Source organism: Nitratireductor pacificus pht-3B (genome assembly GCF_000300335.1).
In the GTDB taxonomy this organism is placed as follows: domain Bacteria; phylum Pseudomonadota; class Alphaproteobacteria; order Rhizobiales; family Rhizobiaceae; genus Nitratireductor; species Nitratireductor pacificus.
Map to the genome: position 1 here is coordinate 117,489 of NZ_AMRM01000014.1, position 12,927 is coordinate 130,415.

The following is a 12,927-nucleotide window of genomic DNA, read 5'->3' on the forward strand; positions in this document are numbered from 1 at the left end:
CGTTACCCCGCCACCATCCAATCGTGGCGGGCGTTCTGGAAACCGCAGAGGAGCGCTCGCGCGCTCATGCGGACATTGCGAAAACTAGACGCGGCGCTTCTTGCGCGGGCGGCAGCCATTGTGCGGGATCGGCGTCACGTCGCGGATCGACGTGATGGTGAAGCCCGCGGCCTGCAGGGCGCGCAGTGCCGACTCACGGCCCGAGCCGGGACCGGACACTTCCACCTCGAGGGTGCGCATGCCGTGTTCCTGCGCCTTCTTGGCGCAATCCTCGGCGGCGACCTGGGCGGCGAACGGGGTCGACTTGCGCGAGCCCTTGAAGCCCTGGGCACCGGCCGACGACCAGGCAATCGCGTTGCCCTGCGCGTCGGTGATGGTGATCATCGTGTTGTTGAAGGTCGAGCTGACATGTGCGACGCCCGACGAGATGTTTTTACGTTCGCGACGACGAACGCGCGTGGCTTCCTTGGCCATGACTTTCCTTTCAGTCGATCTCTACACCGCCGTAACACCAGCGGCTCCACCTAAGAGTGAATGGTCAACGGTGAAATGGTGAATGGTTGAAACCGAATGTTCGGCCGGCCCATTCACCATTCACTATTCACTATTCACCAAACTACTTCTTCTTGCCGGCAATTGCCTTGGCAGGGCCCTTGCGGGTGCGCGCATTGGTATGCGTGCGCTGGCCGCGGACCGGGAGCGAACGACGGTGACGCAGGCCGCGGTAGCAGCCCAGATCCATCAGACGCTTGATGTTCATCGAAACTTCGCGGCGCAGATCGCCTTCGACCTGCAGGTCGCGGTCGATCGTCTCGCGGATGGCGAGCACTTCGGCGTCGGTCAGTTCGCTGACGCGGCGCTCGGCCGGAATGTTGACCTTCTTGACGATATCGCCGGCAAGCTTCGGGCCGATGCCGTGGATATACTGAAGCGCGATCACGACGCGCTTGTTGGTCGGAATATTTACACCGGCTATACGAGCCATCTCAGTTCTCCATGTAAGCCGGCGCACCGGCGCTTCATTTGCCCGCGTCCGGTGGAGGCCGGCCCCTGCGGGATTGGTTCCTATAAACAACAGGGCCGAGCCTGCCGGCCCGACCAACCGCTTGTCTGATCAGGAATTCGGCTCGCATTAGTCGATATCCGACCTGTAGTCAAGCGAGCCGTCTTCCAGGGCGTCGTCAAACGGCGGCGAGCACCCGCTCGATCTCCACCGTGACATCGTCGATGGAGGCCATGCCATCGACGCGGCGCAGCAGACCCTTGGCGTGATAATAGCCGATCAACGCAGCCGTCTTCTTGTAGTATTCTCGAAGACGTTCCTCGAACACCTGCGGATTGTCGTCCTTGCGAGCCGTCTGGCCGGCGGCGACTGCCTCCTCCGCCCGCTTGACGATGCGCCCGACGAGCGCCTGGTCGTCCACCACCAGTTCGACTGTGGCGTCGAGCTTGTGCCCGCGCTCGGCGAGCATGGCTTCGACCGCATCGGCCTGCGCCAGCGTGCGCGGATAACCATCGAGAATGAAGCCGTCGGCGCAGTCCGCCTGATCGATCCGCTCGGCCACAATCGCATTGACGATCTCGTCGGAGACGAGTTCACCGGCATCCATCACCGCCTTGGCGCGCTTGCCAACATCGGTACCCGCACTCACGGCGGCGCGCAGCATGTCGCCGGTCGACAGTTGCGGAATGCCGTGCTTCTCGACCAACCGCTGGGCCTGGGTGCCCTTCCCCGCTCCCGGCGGCCCAAGAAGTATCAGCCTCATCGTCCCCTCTTACCCCCACGCAACTTCGATTTCTTGATCAGCCCCTCATACTGATGGGCAATCAGATGCCCCTGCATCTGTGCCACCGTATCGAGCGTGACGCTGACCACGATCAGCAGCGACGTGCCTCCGAGGTAGAAGGGAACGCCGGTCGCCGAAATGAGGAACTCCGGCAGAAGGCAGATCAGCACCAGATAGATCGCGCCGACCACCGTGATGCGCGTCAGCACATAGTCGATATACTCGGCGGTGCGCTCGCCCGGGCGATAGCCGGGGATGAAGCCGGAATGCTTCTTCAGCTGGTCGGCCGTGTCCTTGGGGTTGAACACGATGGCCGTGTAGAAGAAGGCGAAGAACGCGATCAGCGCCGCATAGAGGATCATGAAGACCGGCTGGCCGTGGCCGACCGAGGCCAGGATGGTCGACGCCCAGGCGGGAAGCTGCGTCGTGTCCGAGAAGCCGGCAACGGTGGCGGGCAGCAGGAGCAGCGACGAGGCAAAGATCGGCGGGATGACGCCGGCGGTGTTCAGCTTGAGCGGCAGGTGCGACGTGTCGCCCTGGAACATGCGGTTGCCAACCTGGCGCTTCGGATACTGGATCAGAAGGCGGCGCTGGGCACGCTCGAAGAAGACGATCACACCGATGACGGCCACCACCAGCACGATGATCGCCAGGATGAGACCGGTCGAAAGAGCGCCTGTGCGGCCGAGTTCCAGCGTACCGCCGATCGCGGACGGCAGGCCGGCGACGATGCCCGCGAAGATGATCAGCGAAATGCCGTTGCCGATGCCACGCGCGGTGATCTGCTCGCCGAGCCACATCAGGAACATGGTGCCGCCCACGAGCGTGATGACCGCGGAAATGCGGAAGAACCAGCCCGGGTCGGCCACGATGTTGGCGCCACCTTCCAGCCCGACGGCGATGCCGTAGGCCTGGACAGTCGCCAGAATGACCGTGCCGTAGCGCGTATACTGGTTGATGATCTTGCGCCCCTGCTCGCCTTCCTTCTTGAGCTGCTCAAGCGAAGGAACGACCGAGGTCATCAGCTGCATGATGATGGAGGCAGAGATGTAGGGCATGATGCCGAGGGCGAAGATCGCCATGCGCTCGACGGCGCCGCCGGCAAACATGTTGAACATGCCCAGCACGCCGCCGGACTGCTGTTCGAAAGCCTGGGCAAAGGCATCGGGATTGATTCCCGGCATCGGGATATAGGTGCCGAGGCGGTAGACGAGCAAAGCGCCGAGCGTGAACCAGATGCGCTTCTTGAGATCCTCCGCCTTCGCGAAGGCCGCGAAATTGAGGTTTGACGCAAGCTGTTCCGCTGCCGATGCCATGAAGAATTCTCCGCTTCGTCACACGCCTGAGTGTCCGTTCCCGGAGACCGGCGGATATTGCCGAAATCCCGAGATAGGTTGCGGCGGACAAGGATGCAAGCGGCAACCGGAGGGCTGCCGCTTGCTGCGCAACTTTATTCGGCTGAAGCCGCGGCTTCGGCGAGCTTGATCGTGCCGCCGGCCTTCTCGACCTTGGCGATCGCGGCCTTCGAGGCGCCGGCGATCTCGAGCGTCACCTTGGCCTTCAGTTCGCCGTCGCTCAGAAGGCGGACGCCGTCTTTGGCGCGGCGGATGACGCCGGCGGCGATCAGCGCCGCCGTGTCGATGACCTTCTTCTCGTCGAGCTTCTTCGCGTCGATGGCCGTCTGCAGGCGGGCGATCGAGACTTCGTTGTAGTCGTTGGCGAAGATGTTCGTGAAGCCGCGCTTGGGCAGGCGCCGGTAGAGCGGCATCTGACCGCCCTCGAAGCCCTTGATCGCCACGCCGGAGCGCGACTTCTGGCCCTTCACGCCCCGTCCACCGGTCTTGCCGGAGCCAGAGCCGATGCCGCGACCAACGCGCTTGCGCGACTTGGTCGCGCCTTCCTTGTCGCTGATTTCGTTCAGTTTCATCGTGTCTCTCCTCAGGCCTCGTCCACGACGCGGACCAGGTGCTGCACGGTCGCGATCATGCCGCGCACGGAGGGGGTGTCCTCCAGCGTCGAGCGGCGGTGCAGCTTGTTCAAACCAAGACCCACGAGCGTCTGGCGCTGGTAGGCCGGGCGGCGAATGGGGCTACCGATCTGTTCGACGGTGACCGTCTTGCCCTTCTTCTTCTCTGCCATCTTCGTCATTCCTTGCAAACGGGGCGACCGTCACCCGCTCTGGAAGCGAGCGAGCGGGCGGGCCAGCCAGCCAATGAACTTATTCCTCGGCGCCTGCGGCGGCACCGCGGCGCGCCTGCAGCGTGGAATATTTAATGCCGCGCTGGGCAGCAACGTCCTTCGGATGCAACTGACGCTTCAGGGCGTCGAAGGTGGCCCGCACCATGTTGTAGGGGTTGGAGGAGCCGAGCGACTTCGCAACCACATCCTGCATGCCGAGCGTCTCGAAGACCGCGCGCATCGGACCGCCGGCGATGATGCCGGTACCGGGCTTGGCAGCGCGCAGCAGGACACGGCCTGCGCCATGACGGCCGGCAATGTCGTGATGCAGCGTGCGGCCGCCGCGCAGCGGCACGAAGATCATGTCGCGCTTGGCGCTCTCGGTCGCCTTGCGGATGGCCTCCGGCACTTCGCGTGCCTTGCCGTGACCGAAGCCGACACGGCCCTTCTGGTCGCCGACGACGACGAGCGCGGCAAAGCCGAAACGACGGCCGCCCTTCACCACCTTGGCAACGCGGTTGATATGAACCAGCTTGTCGACGAACTCGCTGTCGCGCTCTTCGCGATCGCGACGATCGTCCCTACGTCCTTGTGCCATAACCCTTTTCCTTGTTCTTTTCCGGAAGCACGGGGTTGATAAGAATCATTCGGGCGCGTGTGTGCCTCAATGGCCGCGCCCGAATGGGTTAGAACTTCAGGCCACCCTCGCGGGCGGCGTCGGCCAGCGCCTTGATGCGGCCGTGGTAGAGATACGGGCCGCGGTCGAAGACCACTTCCGATACCCCTGCCTTCTTGGCACGCTCGGCGACCAGCTTGCCGACAGCTGCCGCGGCAGCGGCGTCGGCGCCGGTCTTGAGCGATCCCTTGAGATCCTTCTCCAGGGTCGAGGCGGCCGCGAGCGTGTGGCCGCGGGCGTCGTCGATGACCTGGACATAGATGTTCTTCGAGGAACGGTAGACCGAAAGGCGCGGCTGGCCATTGGAGACCGCCTTGATCTTCCGGCGAACACGTCCCGCGCGCCGCTTGACGGAGACTTTCGAGACCATGGTTTGCGTTCCTACTTCTTCTTGCCTTCTTTACGGACGATCGTCTCGTCCGCGTATTTCACGCCCTTGCCCTTGTAAGGCTCGGGTCCGCGCTTCTTGCGGATCTCGGCGGCGACCTGACCGACAACCTGCTTGTCGATGCCGCTGACGACGATCTCGGTCGGCTTCGGCACGGTGATCGTGATGCCTTCCGGCGTCTCGTAGATCACTTCGTGGCTGTAGCCAAGCGAAAGCTGCAGGTTCTTGCCCTGCATCGCCGCGCGGTAGCCGACGCCGTTGATTTCCAGGCGACGCTCGAAACCGTCCTTCACCCCCTGCAGGATGTTGGAGATCTGGGTGCGCGACATGCCCCATTTGGAGCGCGCGTCCTTCGACTGGTCGCGCGGATCGACCGAAACGGCGCCGTCGTCGAGCTTCACCAGGACTTCGTCGTTGACGACGAACGTCAGCTCGCCCTTCGGCCCCTTGGCCGTGACGGTCTGACCGTCGACTTGCGCCGTGACGCCCTGCGGCACCGGAACCGGCTTTTTGCCAATGCGAGACATTTGTCTGCCCTCGTTCTCTGCGGTTAGCCCTGCCGGATCAGAAGATCTGGCAGAGCACCTCGCCACCCACATTCTGTTCGCGTGCTTCGTGATCGGCCATCACGCCCTTCGGCGTCGAGAGAATGGCAATCCCGAGGCCGTTGGCGACCTGTGGAATGGATTTCACCGAAACATAGACCCGGCGGCCGGGCTTCGAAACACGGGCGATCTCGCGGATCACGGATCCGGCCTCGCCGTACTTCAGCTCAATCTCGATCTCCGACTTGCCATTGTCGTAATCGACCTGGCTGTAGTCGCGGATGTAGCCTTCCGCCTTGAGCACATCGAGAACGCGGGCGCGCAGGCGCGAAGCCGGCGTCGACACCTTGGTCTTGTTGCGGCCGATGGCGTTGCGGATGCGGGTCAGCATATCGCCGAGAGGATCATTCACGGACATCGTCTCTACCCCTTACCAGCTCGACTTGACCAGGCCCGGAACCAGGCCCTTGTTGCCCAGTTCGCGCAGCGCGATACGCGACATTTTCAGCTTGCGATAGAAGGCGCGCGGGCGCCCCGTCACATCGCAGCGGTTGCGGATGCGCGTCTTCGACGAATTGCGCGGCAGGGCGGCAAGCTTGAGCTGCGCCTGGAAACGCTCTTCGATCGGCTTCGACTGATCCTTGATGATCGCCTTCAACTCCGCGCGCTTGGCGGCGTAGCGATCGACCAGCTTGCGCCGAGCCTTGTTCTTTTCGACTGCGCTGACTTTAGCCATTTAAAGTGTCCTTCTTCTCGCCTGCCGTTACTGCCGGAACGGGAAGTTGAGGGCCTTCAGAAGGGCCCGCGCTTCGTCGTCCGTCTTGGCGGTCGTGCAAACGATGATGTCCATTCCCCAAATCTGATCGACCTGATCGTAGTTGATCTCGGGAAAAACGATGTGCTCCTTGATGCCCATGGCGAAGTTGCCGCGGCCATCGAAGCTTTTCGGGTTGAGGCCGCGGAAGTCGCGGACGCGCGGCAGGGCGATGTTCACCAGCCGGTCCACGAACTCGTACATGCGGTCCTTGCGGAGCGTCACCTTCGTGCCGATCGGCATGCCCTCGCGAACCTTGAAGCCGGCAATCGACTTCGAGGCGTGGGTGATGACCGGCTTCTGGCCGGCGATCAGCGCCAGATGCTCGGCGGCGGCCGCCGGCTTCTTGGAATCGCCCGTCGCTTCGCCGACGCCCATGTTGATGACGACCTTCTCGAGGCGCGGCACCTGCATCTCGTTCTCGTACTTGAACGTATCGAGGAGCTCCTTGCGGATCACCTCCTCGTACTTCGCCTTCCAGCGGGGCTGGTACTGAGCTTTAGCCATCGATCGTTTCTCCAGAGCGCTTCGCCACGCGCACCTTCTTGCCGTCCTTCTGGACCTGGAAGCCGACGCGGGTCGGCTTGCCGTCCTTCGGGTCGGCCACGGCCAGATTCGACAGGTGAATCGGCGCTTCCATGGAAATGATGCCGCCCTCGGTCTGGGCGGACTGCTTCTGGTGGCGGCGCACCAGGTTGACGCCGCGGACGACCGCCTTGTCTTCCTTCGGCATGACCTTGACCACCTCGCCGGAACGGCCCTTGTCCTTGCCGGTCAGCACGACGACCTTGTCGCCTTTTCTAATCTTCTGCATATCCCCGGCCTCCTAGAGCACTTCCGGCGCGAGCGAAATGATCTTCATGTGGTTCTTGGCGCGCAGCTCGCGCGGAACCGGCCCGAAGATGCGCGTACCGACGGGCTCTTTCTTGTTGTCGACCAGAACGGCAGCGTTCTTGTCGAAACGGATGACGCTGCCGTCGGCGCGGCGGATATCCTTCGCCGTGCGCACGACAACCGCCTTCATCACATCGCCCTTCTTGACGCGGCCGCGCGGGATCGCCTCTTTCACGGAGACGACGATGATGTCGCCCACGGAGGCATATTTCCGCTTCGAACCGCCAAGCACCTTGATGCACATGACACGACGGGCGCCGGAATTATCCGCCACATCGAGGTTTGTTTGCATCTGAATCATGACTGGCCGCCTTCTCGTTCAATGGAAAGCGGCTCAGACGTCCCGCTTCCCGGCATGTTCAATCTTTTACTGCGCCTGGGCGTCGGTGATGACGACCCAGTTCTTGTCCTTCGAAATCGGCCGGGTCTCCTGGATCATGACCACGTCGCCGACCTTGCACGCATTCGCTTCGTCATGCGCCTTGTACTTCTTGGACATACGCACGACTTTTTTCATCATCGGATGGGTGAAGCGACGCTCGACACGGACGACAACGGTCTTGTCGTTCTTGTCGCTCACCACCGTGCCCTGCAAAACGCGCTTTGGCATGTTCGCTGTCCTCAGGCCTTGCTACCGGCCGACTTCTCGGCCGCGATTGTCTTGATGCGCGCAATATCCCTACGGATTTCTTTCACGCGCGCGGTTTTCTCGAGCTGTCCCGTCGCTTTTTGGAAGCGCAGGTTGAACTGCTCTTTCTTCAGTTTGGCCAGCTCGTCGTTGAGCTGGTCCGGCGTCATCGCCCTGACATCAACGGCCTTCATCGCGTCCGCCTTTCCTACTCTGCAATACGCTGCACGAAGCGCGTCTTGATCGGCAGCTTGGCAGCGCCGAGACGCAGGGCCTCGCGCGCCACGTCAACGGCGACGCCGTCGATCTCGATCATCACGCGGCCCGGCTTGACGCGGCAGGCCCAGTAATCGACCGACCCCTTGCCCTTACCCATGCGGACTTCGGTCGGCTTCGAGGTGACCGGCACATCCGGGAAGATGCGGATCCACACGCGGCCCTGACGCTTCATCTGACGCGTGATGGCGCGGCGCGCGGCTTCGATCTGACGGGCGGTGACCCGTTCCGGCTCCAGCGCCTTCAGGCCGTAAGAGCCGAAATTCAGTTCCGTGCCGCCTTTCGCCAGGCCGTGGATGCGGCCCTTGAACTGCTTGCGGAACTTTGTGCGCTTTGGTTGCAGCATTGTTGTCTACTCCAAAATTCCTAAGCGTTCTCGCGACGACGACCGCCGCTGCCGCCCTGTTCGCCCTCGACCGCGCGGCGCTCGGAGGCCATCGGATCGTGCTCCAGGATCTCGCCCTTGAAGACCCAAACCTTGACGCCGCAGATGCCGTAGGCCGTCTTCGCCTCGGCCGTGCCGTAGTCGACATCGGCGCGCAGCGTGTGCAGCGGCACGCGGCCCTCGCGGTACCATTCCATGCGGGCGATTTCCGCACCGCCCAGACGACCCGAGCAGTTGATGCGGATGCCCTCGGCGCCGAGACGCATCGCCGACTGAACGGCGCGCTTCATGGCGCGGCGGAACGCAACGCGGCGCTCGAGCTGCTGGGCGATCGACTGCGCGATCAGCGTCGCGTCGATCTCCGGCTTGCGGACCTCGACGATGTTGAGATGCGTTTCCGCATTCGTCATCGAGGCGACCTTACGGCGCAGCTTCTCGATGTCGGCGCCCTTCTTGCCGATGATCAGACCCGGACGGGCGGCATGGATCGTGACGCGGCACTTCTTGTGCGGACGCTCGATCACCACCTTCGAGACGGCAGCCTGCTTCAGCTCCTTCTCGATGTAGTTGCGGATCTTGAAATCCTCGTGCAGCAGGTCGCCGTACTCGCCGTTGTCGGCAAACCAGCGGGAATCCCACGTGCGGTTGATGCCAAGACGGAAACCGATCGGATTGATTTTCTGGCCCATCAGGCGGCCTCCACTTTCTCTTCCACTTCGCGCACGACGATGGTCAGGTGCGAGAACGGCTTCTCGATCCGGCTGGCGCGGCCGCGGCCACGCGCATGGAACCGCTTCATCACGATCGACTTGCCGACATGGGCTTCGGCCACGACCAGCGCGTCGACGTCCAGGTCATGGTTGTTCTCCGCATTGGCGATTGCCGATTCCAGCGTCTTCTTGACGGTTCCGGCGATCCGCTTGCGCGAGAATTCCAGATCGGCGAGCGCAGTGGCCACCTTCTTGCCGCGGATCATCGCGGCAACGAGGTTCAACTTCTGCGGGCTGACGCGGATCGTGCGCAATACGGCACGGGCTTCGTTGTCAGCAAGCCTGCGCGGCGCTTTGGCCTTGCCCATGTCTATTTCCTCTTTGCCTTCTTGTCCGCCCCATGGCCGTAATAGGTGCGGGTCGGAGAAAACTCACCAAACTTATGGCCCACCATCTCCTCGGAGACGGAAACGGGAATATGCTTCTGGCCGTTGTAAACACCGAAGGTCAGGCCCACGAACTGGGGCAGGATGGTGGAGCGGCGGCTCCACATCTTGATGACCTCGTTGCGGCCGCTTTCGCGCACCTTCTCGGCCTTCTTGAGCAGATAGCCGTCGACGAAGGGGCCTTTCCAGACTGAACGGGACACTTGCCGCTACCTTTCCTTAGCTCTTGCGCTGATGGCGCGAGCGCATGATGAATTTGTCAGTCGACTTGTTCGACCGCGTCTTGGCGCCCTTCGTGGGCTTGCCCCACGGCGACACCGGGTGACGGCCGCCGGACGTGCGTCCCTCACCACCACCATGCGGGTGATCGACCGGGTTCATGGTCACGCCGCGGTTGTGCGGGCGCTTGCCCATCCAGCGCTTGCGACCAGCCTTGCCCAGGCTGACATTGCCGTGGTCCGGATTGGACACCGCGCCGACCGTGGCGAAGCAGGCGCCGGAAACCAGGCGCTGTTCGCCCGAGTTCAGCCGCAGGATCGCCATGCCCTGGTCGCGACCGACCAGCTGCACATAGGCGCCGGCCGAACGGGCAATCTGGCCGCCCTTGCCGGGCTTCAGCTCGACATTGTGGACAATCGTGCCGATGGGCATGGCCGACAGCGGCATCGCGTTGCCCGGCTTCACGTCGACGGCCTTGTCGCTGGCAATCACTTTGTCGCCGGCAGCCAGACGCTGCGGGGCGAGAATGTAGGACAGCTCGCCATCCTCATAGCGCACAAGCGCGATGAAGGCGGTGCGGTTCGGATCATATTCGAGACGCTCGACCGTGCCGGCGACGTCGAACTTGCGACGCTTGAAGTCGATCAGACGATAGGTCCGCTTGTGACCGCCGCCCTGGAAGCGAGCGGTGATGCGGCCGGTGTTGTTGCGGCCGCCCTTGCTCGTCAGGCCTTCCGTCAGCCCCTTGACCGGCTTGCCCTTGTACAGGCCGGACCGATCGACGATGACCAGCTGGCGCTGGCCGGGGGTTACGGGTTTGTACTTCTTGAGTGCCATTATCTTATCCTCGCCGCCCGATCAAAGACCAGTCGCGATGTCGATGGAATGACCTTCCGCCAGCGTCACGATCGCCTTCTTGACGTCGCTCTGGCGGCCGATCGTTCCGCGGAACCGCTTTACCTTGCCCTTGCGCACCAGCGTGTTGACGCCGGACACCTTGACGCCGAACAGCGCCTCCACGGCAGCCTTGATCTCGGGCTTCGTGGCGCCGCGCGCCACATTGAAGACCACCTGGTTCTGTTCCGACGCCATGGTCGATTTCTCGGTGATCGCCGGGCTGACAATCACGTCATAGTGACGAAGATCCGTCATTTGAAACGCTCCTCGAGGGCTTCGACAGCCGCCTTCGAAAGGACGAGCGTGCCGCGGCGCAGAATGTCGTACACATTGATGCCCTGCACCGGCAGAACGTCGATGTTGGCGATGTTTTGGGCGGCCCGCTTGAAGCCGGCATCCACCTCGGCGCCGCCGATCAGCAGCGCGTTGTTGAGGCCGAGCTTGGCGAAGCTCTCCACCAGTGCCTTGGTCTTGCCGTCGGCCAGGGCCAGCTCGTCGATGACGATCAGCTGCGAACCCTTGGCCTTCGCCGAAAGGGCATGCTTCAGGCCGAGCGCGCGAACCTTCTTCGGCAGGTCGTGGGCGTGGCTGCGCACGACCGGGCCGTGCGCCTTGCCGCCGCCGCGGAACTGCGGAGCGCGAGCCGAATGGTGACGCGCGCGGCCGGTGCCCTTCTGCTTGTACATCTTGGCGCCGGTACGCGAAATCTCGGCGCGTCCCTTGGACTTGTGCGTGCCCTGCTGCTTCTTGGCGAGCTGCCAGCGCACGACGCGATGCAGAATGTCATCGCGCGGCTCCAGGCCGAAGATCTCGTCGGAGATCTTGAGCTTGCCGGCATCCGTGCCCGTGAGGGTGGTTACCTTGATATCCATTACTCAGCCCCCTCGCTGGCGGTGGCTTCTTCAACCTTGGCCGCACCATTGTTGCTGCTGGCGCGAATGGCGGCCGGCATCGGGGCATTGTCCGGACGCGGCGCCTTGACGGCATCGCGAACCATGATCCAAGCGCCCTTCGAGCCCGGAACGGCACCGCGCACCAAAATCAGGCCACGCTCGGTGTCGGTCGAAACGATCTCGAGGTTCTGCGTGGTGACACGATGATCGCCCATGTGGCCGGCCATCTTCTTGCCCTTGAACACCTTGCCCGGATCCTGACGCTGACCGGTCGAACCATGCGAACGGTGCGAGACCGAGTTACCGTGGGTGGCACGGCCGCCGCCGAAATTGTGGCGCTTCATGACACCCTGGAAGCCCTTGCCGATCGAGGTGCCCGTCACGTCGACCTTCTGGCCGGGGACGAAATGCTCGACCGTGATCTCGGCGCCGACATCAAGAAGATTGTCGGGCGACACGCGGAACTCGGCCATCTTGGCTTTCGGCTCGACGGAGGCGGCGGCGAAATGGCCGCGCAGCGCCTTCGACGTGTTCTTCACCTTGGCGATACCAACGCCGAGCTGAACCGCCGTGTAGCCGTTCTTGTCCTCGGTACGCTGTGCGACAACCTGGCAGTTCTCCATCCGCAGAACCGTCACGGGCACATGCTCGCCCGCTTCGTTGTAGACGCGTGTCATACCGATTTTTTGTGCGATAACACCTGAACGCATCGGTTCGATTTCCTTTCAGGGTTCCCCGCCTCCAATCCCTCTTCCGGGACGGTGGCGCAGGTTCCAGACCTCTTGTCTTGCGCCCTTAGAGCTTGATCTCGACGTCCACGCCGGCAGCCAGGTCGAGCTTCATCAGCGCATCGACCGTCTGCGGCGTCGGATCGACAATGTCGAGCAGCCGCTTATGGGTGCGCATCTCGAACTGCTCGCGGCTCTTCTTGTCGATGTGAGGAGACCGGTTCACAGTAAACTTCTCGATGCGCGTCGGCAGCGGCACAGGGCCGCGCACATTGGCGCCCGTGCGTTTCGCCGTGGACACGATTTCCCGCGTCGAAGCGTCGAGCACGCGATGATCAAACGCCTTGAGGCGGATACGGATATTCTGTCCGTTCATGTGTCACTTCCTTATTCCGCAGCGGCGCGGGAGAACCGCGCCGCGCCGGAAAGTTCCCGTTTACTCAGTGATCGAAGCGACGATGCC

Annotated in this window: 25 protein-coding genes; all 25 read right to left on the reverse strand. The window is 63.0% G+C overall.

The window, feature by feature from the left end; genetic code table 11:
• Positions 1–84 precede the first annotated feature (84 nt).
• The 25 genes from rpsK to rpsJ all read right to left on the reverse strand — a co-directional run bounded on the left by rpsK (position 85) and on the right by rpsJ (position 12,840).
• Positions 85–474, reverse strand: a complete 390-nt coding sequence (gene rpsK / locus NA2_RS13555; protein ID WP_008597537.1) for a 30S ribosomal protein S11 — start codon at positions 472–474, stop codon at positions 85–87.
• A gap of 142 nt (positions 475–616) precedes the next feature.
• Positions 617–985: a 30S ribosomal protein S13 gene (gene rpsM / locus NA2_RS13560; RefSeq protein ID WP_008597538.1), complete on the reverse strand. Its 369-nt coding sequence runs from the start codon at positions 983–985 to the stop codon at positions 617–619.
• Positions 986–1,181: 196 nt separating this feature from the next.
• Positions 1,182–1,766 carry an adenylate kinase gene (locus NA2_RS13565; protein WP_008597539.1) on the reverse strand — a complete coding sequence of 195 codons (585 nt, stop codon included), beginning with the start codon at positions 1,764–1,766 and terminating at the stop codon, positions 1,182–1,184.
• Positions 1,763–3,103 carry a preprotein translocase subunit SecY gene (gene secY / locus NA2_RS13570; protein ID WP_008597540.1) on the reverse strand — a complete coding sequence of 447 codons (1,341 nt, stop codon included), beginning with the start codon at positions 3,101–3,103 and terminating at the stop codon, positions 1,763–1,765. Before secY ends, NA2_RS13565 begins: the two co-directional genes overlap by 4 nt.
• Before the next feature lie 134 nt (positions 3,104–3,237).
• Complete coding sequence (gene rplO / locus NA2_RS13575; RefSeq protein WP_008597541.1) at positions 3,238–3,714, reverse strand: 50S ribosomal protein L15; 477 nt, start codon at positions 3,712–3,714, stop codon at positions 3,238–3,240.
• Between the two features lie 11 nt (positions 3,715–3,725).
• Positions 3,726–3,926 carry a 50S ribosomal protein L30 gene (gene rpmD / locus NA2_RS13580; RefSeq protein ID WP_008597542.1) on the reverse strand — a complete coding sequence of 67 codons (201 nt, stop codon included), beginning with the start codon at positions 3,924–3,926 and terminating at the stop codon, positions 3,726–3,728.
• Positions 3,927–4,005: 79 nt separating this feature from the next.
• Positions 4,006–4,563 (reverse strand): 30S ribosomal protein S5, encoded by a 558-nt coding sequence (gene rpsE / locus NA2_RS13585; RefSeq protein WP_008597543.1) that lies wholly within the window; start codon positions 4,561–4,563, stop codon positions 4,006–4,008.
• 88 nt (positions 4,564–4,651) lie between these two features.
• Entirely contained in the window at positions 4,652–5,011 is a 360-nt protein-coding gene (gene rplR / locus NA2_RS13590; RefSeq protein ID WP_008597544.1) for a 50S ribosomal protein L18, read from the reverse strand.
• Positions 5,012–5,022: 11 nt separating this feature from the next.
• A complete protein-coding gene (gene rplF / locus NA2_RS13595) occupies positions 5,023–5,556 on the reverse strand; it encodes a 50S ribosomal protein L6 (RefSeq protein ID WP_008597545.1) in 534 nt (177 codons plus the stop codon).
• Between the two features lie 37 nt (positions 5,557–5,593).
• Positions 5,594–5,992, reverse strand: a complete 399-nt coding sequence (rpsH, locus tag NA2_RS13600) for a 30S ribosomal protein S8 (RefSeq protein ID WP_008597546.1) — start codon at positions 5,990–5,992, stop codon at positions 5,594–5,596.
• 12 nt (positions 5,993–6,004) lie between these two features.
• Positions 6,005–6,310 carry a 30S ribosomal protein S14 gene (gene rpsN / locus NA2_RS13605; protein WP_008597547.1) on the reverse strand — a complete coding sequence of 102 codons (306 nt, stop codon included), beginning with the start codon at positions 6,308–6,310 and terminating at the stop codon, positions 6,005–6,007.
• Between the two features lie 27 nt (positions 6,311–6,337).
• Entirely contained in the window at positions 6,338–6,895 is a 558-nt protein-coding gene (gene rplE / locus NA2_RS13610; protein WP_008597548.1) for a 50S ribosomal protein L5, read from the reverse strand.
• Positions 6,888–7,202, reverse strand: a complete 315-nt coding sequence (rplX, locus tag NA2_RS13615; RefSeq protein ID WP_008597549.1) for a 50S ribosomal protein L24 — start codon at positions 7,200–7,202, stop codon at positions 6,888–6,890. Before rplX ends, rplE begins: the two co-directional genes overlap by 8 nt.
• Positions 7,203–7,214: 12 nt before the next feature.
• Positions 7,215–7,583 carry a 50S ribosomal protein L14 gene (gene rplN / locus NA2_RS13620; RefSeq protein ID WP_007009523.1) on the reverse strand — a complete coding sequence of 123 codons (369 nt, stop codon included), beginning with the start codon at positions 7,581–7,583 and terminating at the stop codon, positions 7,215–7,217.
• 66 nt (positions 7,584–7,649) lie between these two features.
• Positions 7,650–7,892, reverse strand: coding sequence for a 30S ribosomal protein S17 (gene rpsQ / locus NA2_RS13625; protein WP_008597550.1), 243 nt, complete (start codon positions 7,890–7,892; stop codon positions 7,650–7,652).
• An 11-nt stretch (positions 7,893–7,903) separates the two neighbouring features.
• Positions 7,904–8,104: a 50S ribosomal protein L29 gene (gene rpmC / locus NA2_RS13630; protein ID WP_008597551.1), complete on the reverse strand. Its 201-nt coding sequence runs from the start codon at positions 8,102–8,104 to the stop codon at positions 7,904–7,906.
• A gap of 14 nt (positions 8,105–8,118) precedes the next feature.
• Positions 8,119–8,532, reverse strand: coding sequence for a 50S ribosomal protein L16 (gene rplP / locus NA2_RS13635; protein WP_008597552.1), 414 nt, complete (start codon positions 8,530–8,532; stop codon positions 8,119–8,121).
• Positions 8,533–8,552: 20 nt separating this feature from the next.
• Entirely contained in the window at positions 8,553–9,260 is a 708-nt protein-coding gene (rpsC, locus tag NA2_RS13640; RefSeq protein WP_008597553.1) for a 30S ribosomal protein S3, read from the reverse strand.
• Complete coding sequence (gene rplV, locus NA2_RS13645; RefSeq protein WP_008597554.1) at positions 9,260–9,649, reverse strand: 50S ribosomal protein L22; 390 nt, start codon at positions 9,647–9,649, stop codon at positions 9,260–9,262. The genes rpsC and rplV overlap by 1 nt, the downstream gene beginning before the upstream one ends.
• Positions 9,650–9,651: 2 nt before the next feature.
• The gene (gene rpsS, locus NA2_RS13650) at positions 9,652–9,930 is read right to left on the reverse strand and encodes a 30S ribosomal protein S19 (RefSeq protein WP_008597555.1); all 279 of its coding nucleotides are present in this window, start codon (positions 9,928–9,930) and stop codon (positions 9,652–9,654) included.
• A gap of 16 nt (positions 9,931–9,946) precedes the next feature.
• Entirely contained in the window at positions 9,947–10,783 is an 837-nt protein-coding gene (rplB, locus tag NA2_RS13655; protein ID WP_008597556.1) for a 50S ribosomal protein L2, read from the reverse strand.
• A 21-nt stretch (positions 10,784–10,804) separates the two neighbouring features.
• Positions 10,805–11,098: a 50S ribosomal protein L23 gene (locus NA2_RS13660; RefSeq protein ID WP_008597557.1), complete on the reverse strand. Its 294-nt coding sequence runs from the start codon at positions 11,096–11,098 to the stop codon at positions 10,805–10,807.
• Entirely contained in the window at positions 11,095–11,715 is a 621-nt protein-coding gene (rplD, locus tag NA2_RS13665; RefSeq protein ID WP_008597559.1) for a 50S ribosomal protein L4, read from the reverse strand. The genes NA2_RS13660 and rplD overlap by 4 nt, the downstream gene beginning before the upstream one ends.
• Positions 11,715–12,446 carry a 50S ribosomal protein L3 gene (gene rplC, locus NA2_RS13670; RefSeq protein ID WP_008597560.1) on the reverse strand — a complete coding sequence of 244 codons (732 nt, stop codon included), beginning with the start codon at positions 12,444–12,446 and terminating at the stop codon, positions 11,715–11,717. The genes rplD and rplC overlap by 1 nt, the downstream gene beginning before the upstream one ends.
• Positions 12,447–12,531: 85 nt before the next feature.
• A complete protein-coding gene (gene rpsJ, locus NA2_RS13675; protein ID WP_007009511.1) occupies positions 12,532–12,840 on the reverse strand; it encodes a 30S ribosomal protein S10 in 309 nt (102 codons plus the stop codon).
• Between the last annotated feature and the right edge of the window lie 87 nt (positions 12,841–12,927).

What these genes read in the sequence shown, in the direction of transcription:
- rpmC (WP_008597551.1), bottom strand. Translation starts at nt 8,104, where the DNA reads ATGAAGGCCGTTGATGTCAGGGCGATGACGCCGGACCAGCTCAACGAC.
- rpsE (WP_008597543.1), bottom strand. Translation starts at nt 4,563, where the DNA reads ATGGCACAAGGACGTAGGGACGATCGTCGCGATCGCGAAGAGCGCGAC.
- secY (WP_008597540.1), bottom strand. Translation starts at nt 3,103, where the DNA reads ATGGCATCGGCAGCGGAACAGCTTGCGTCAAACCTCAATTTCGCGGCC.
- rpsC (WP_008597553.1), bottom strand. Translation starts at nt 9,260, where the DNA reads ATGGGCCAGAAAATCAATCCGATCGGTTTCCGTCTTGGCATCAACCGC.
- rpsJ (WP_007009511.1), bottom strand. Translation starts at nt 12,840, where the DNA reads ATGAACGGACAGAATATCCGTATCCGCCTCAAGGCGTTTGATCATCGC.
- rplR (WP_008597544.1), bottom strand. Translation starts at nt 5,011, where the DNA reads ATGGTCTCGAAAGTCTCCGTCAAGCGGCGCGCGGGACGTGTTCGCCGG.
- rplN (WP_007009523.1), bottom strand. Translation starts at nt 7,583, where the DNA reads ATGATTCAGATGCAAACAAACCTCGATGTGGCGGATAATTCCGGCGCC.
- rpsH (WP_008597546.1), bottom strand. Translation starts at nt 5,992, where the DNA reads ATGTCCGTGAATGATCCTCTCGGCGATATGCTGACCCGCATCCGCAAC.
- rplV (WP_008597554.1), bottom strand. Translation starts at nt 9,649, where the DNA reads ATGGGCAAGGCCAAAGCGCCGCGCAGGCTTGCTGACAACGAAGCCCGT.
- rpsQ (WP_008597550.1), bottom strand. Translation starts at nt 7,892, where the DNA reads ATGCCAAAGCGCGTTTTGCAGGGCACGGTGGTGAGCGACAAGAACGAC.
- rpmD (WP_008597542.1), bottom strand. Translation starts at nt 3,926, where the DNA reads ATGGCAGAGAAGAAGAAGGGCAAGACGGTCACCGTCGAACAGATCGGT.
- rpsM (WP_008597538.1), bottom strand. Translation starts at nt 985, where the DNA reads ATGGCTCGTATAGCCGGTGTAAATATTCCGACCAACAAGCGCGTCGTG.
- rplP (WP_008597552.1), bottom strand. Translation starts at nt 8,532, where the DNA reads ATGCTGCAACCAAAGCGCACAAAGTTCCGCAAGCAGTTCAAGGGCCGC.
- rpsN (WP_008597547.1), bottom strand. Translation starts at nt 6,310, where the DNA reads ATGGCTAAAGTCAGCGCAGTCGAAAAGAACAAGGCTCGGCGCAAGCTG.
- rplX (WP_008597549.1), bottom strand. Translation starts at nt 7,202, where the DNA reads ATGCAGAAGATTAGAAAAGGCGACAAGGTCGTCGTGCTGACCGGCAAG.
- rplO (WP_008597541.1), bottom strand. Translation starts at nt 3,714, where the DNA reads ATGAAACTGAACGAAATCAGCGACAAGGAAGGCGCGACCAAGTCGCGC.
- NA2_RS13660 (WP_008597557.1), bottom strand. Translation starts at nt 11,098, where the DNA reads ATGACGGATCTTCGTCACTATGACGTGATTGTCAGCCCGGCGATCACC.
- rplF (WP_008597545.1), bottom strand. Translation starts at nt 5,556, where the DNA reads ATGTCTCGCATTGGCAAAAAGCCGGTTCCGGTGCCGCAGGGCGTCACG.
- rplE (WP_008597548.1), bottom strand. Translation starts at nt 6,895, where the DNA reads ATGGCTAAAGCTCAGTACCAGCCCCGCTGGAAGGCGAAGTACGAGGAG.
- rpsK (WP_008597537.1), bottom strand. Translation starts at nt 474, where the DNA reads ATGGCCAAGGAAGCCACGCGCGTTCGTCGTCGCGAACGTAAAAACATC.
- NA2_RS13565 (WP_008597539.1), bottom strand. Translation starts at nt 1,766, where the DNA reads ATGAGGCTGATACTTCTTGGGCCGCCGGGAGCGGGGAAGGGCACCCAG.
- rplD (WP_008597559.1), bottom strand. Translation starts at nt 11,715, where the DNA reads ATGGATATCAAGGTAACCACCCTCACGGGCACGGATGCCGGCAAGCTC.
- rplB (WP_008597556.1), bottom strand. Translation starts at nt 10,783, where the DNA reads ATGGCACTCAAGAAGTACAAACCCGTAACCCCCGGCCAGCGCCAGCTG.
- rplC (WP_008597560.1), bottom strand. Translation starts at nt 12,446, where the DNA reads ATGCGTTCAGGTGTTATCGCACAAAAAATCGGTATGACACGCGTCTAC.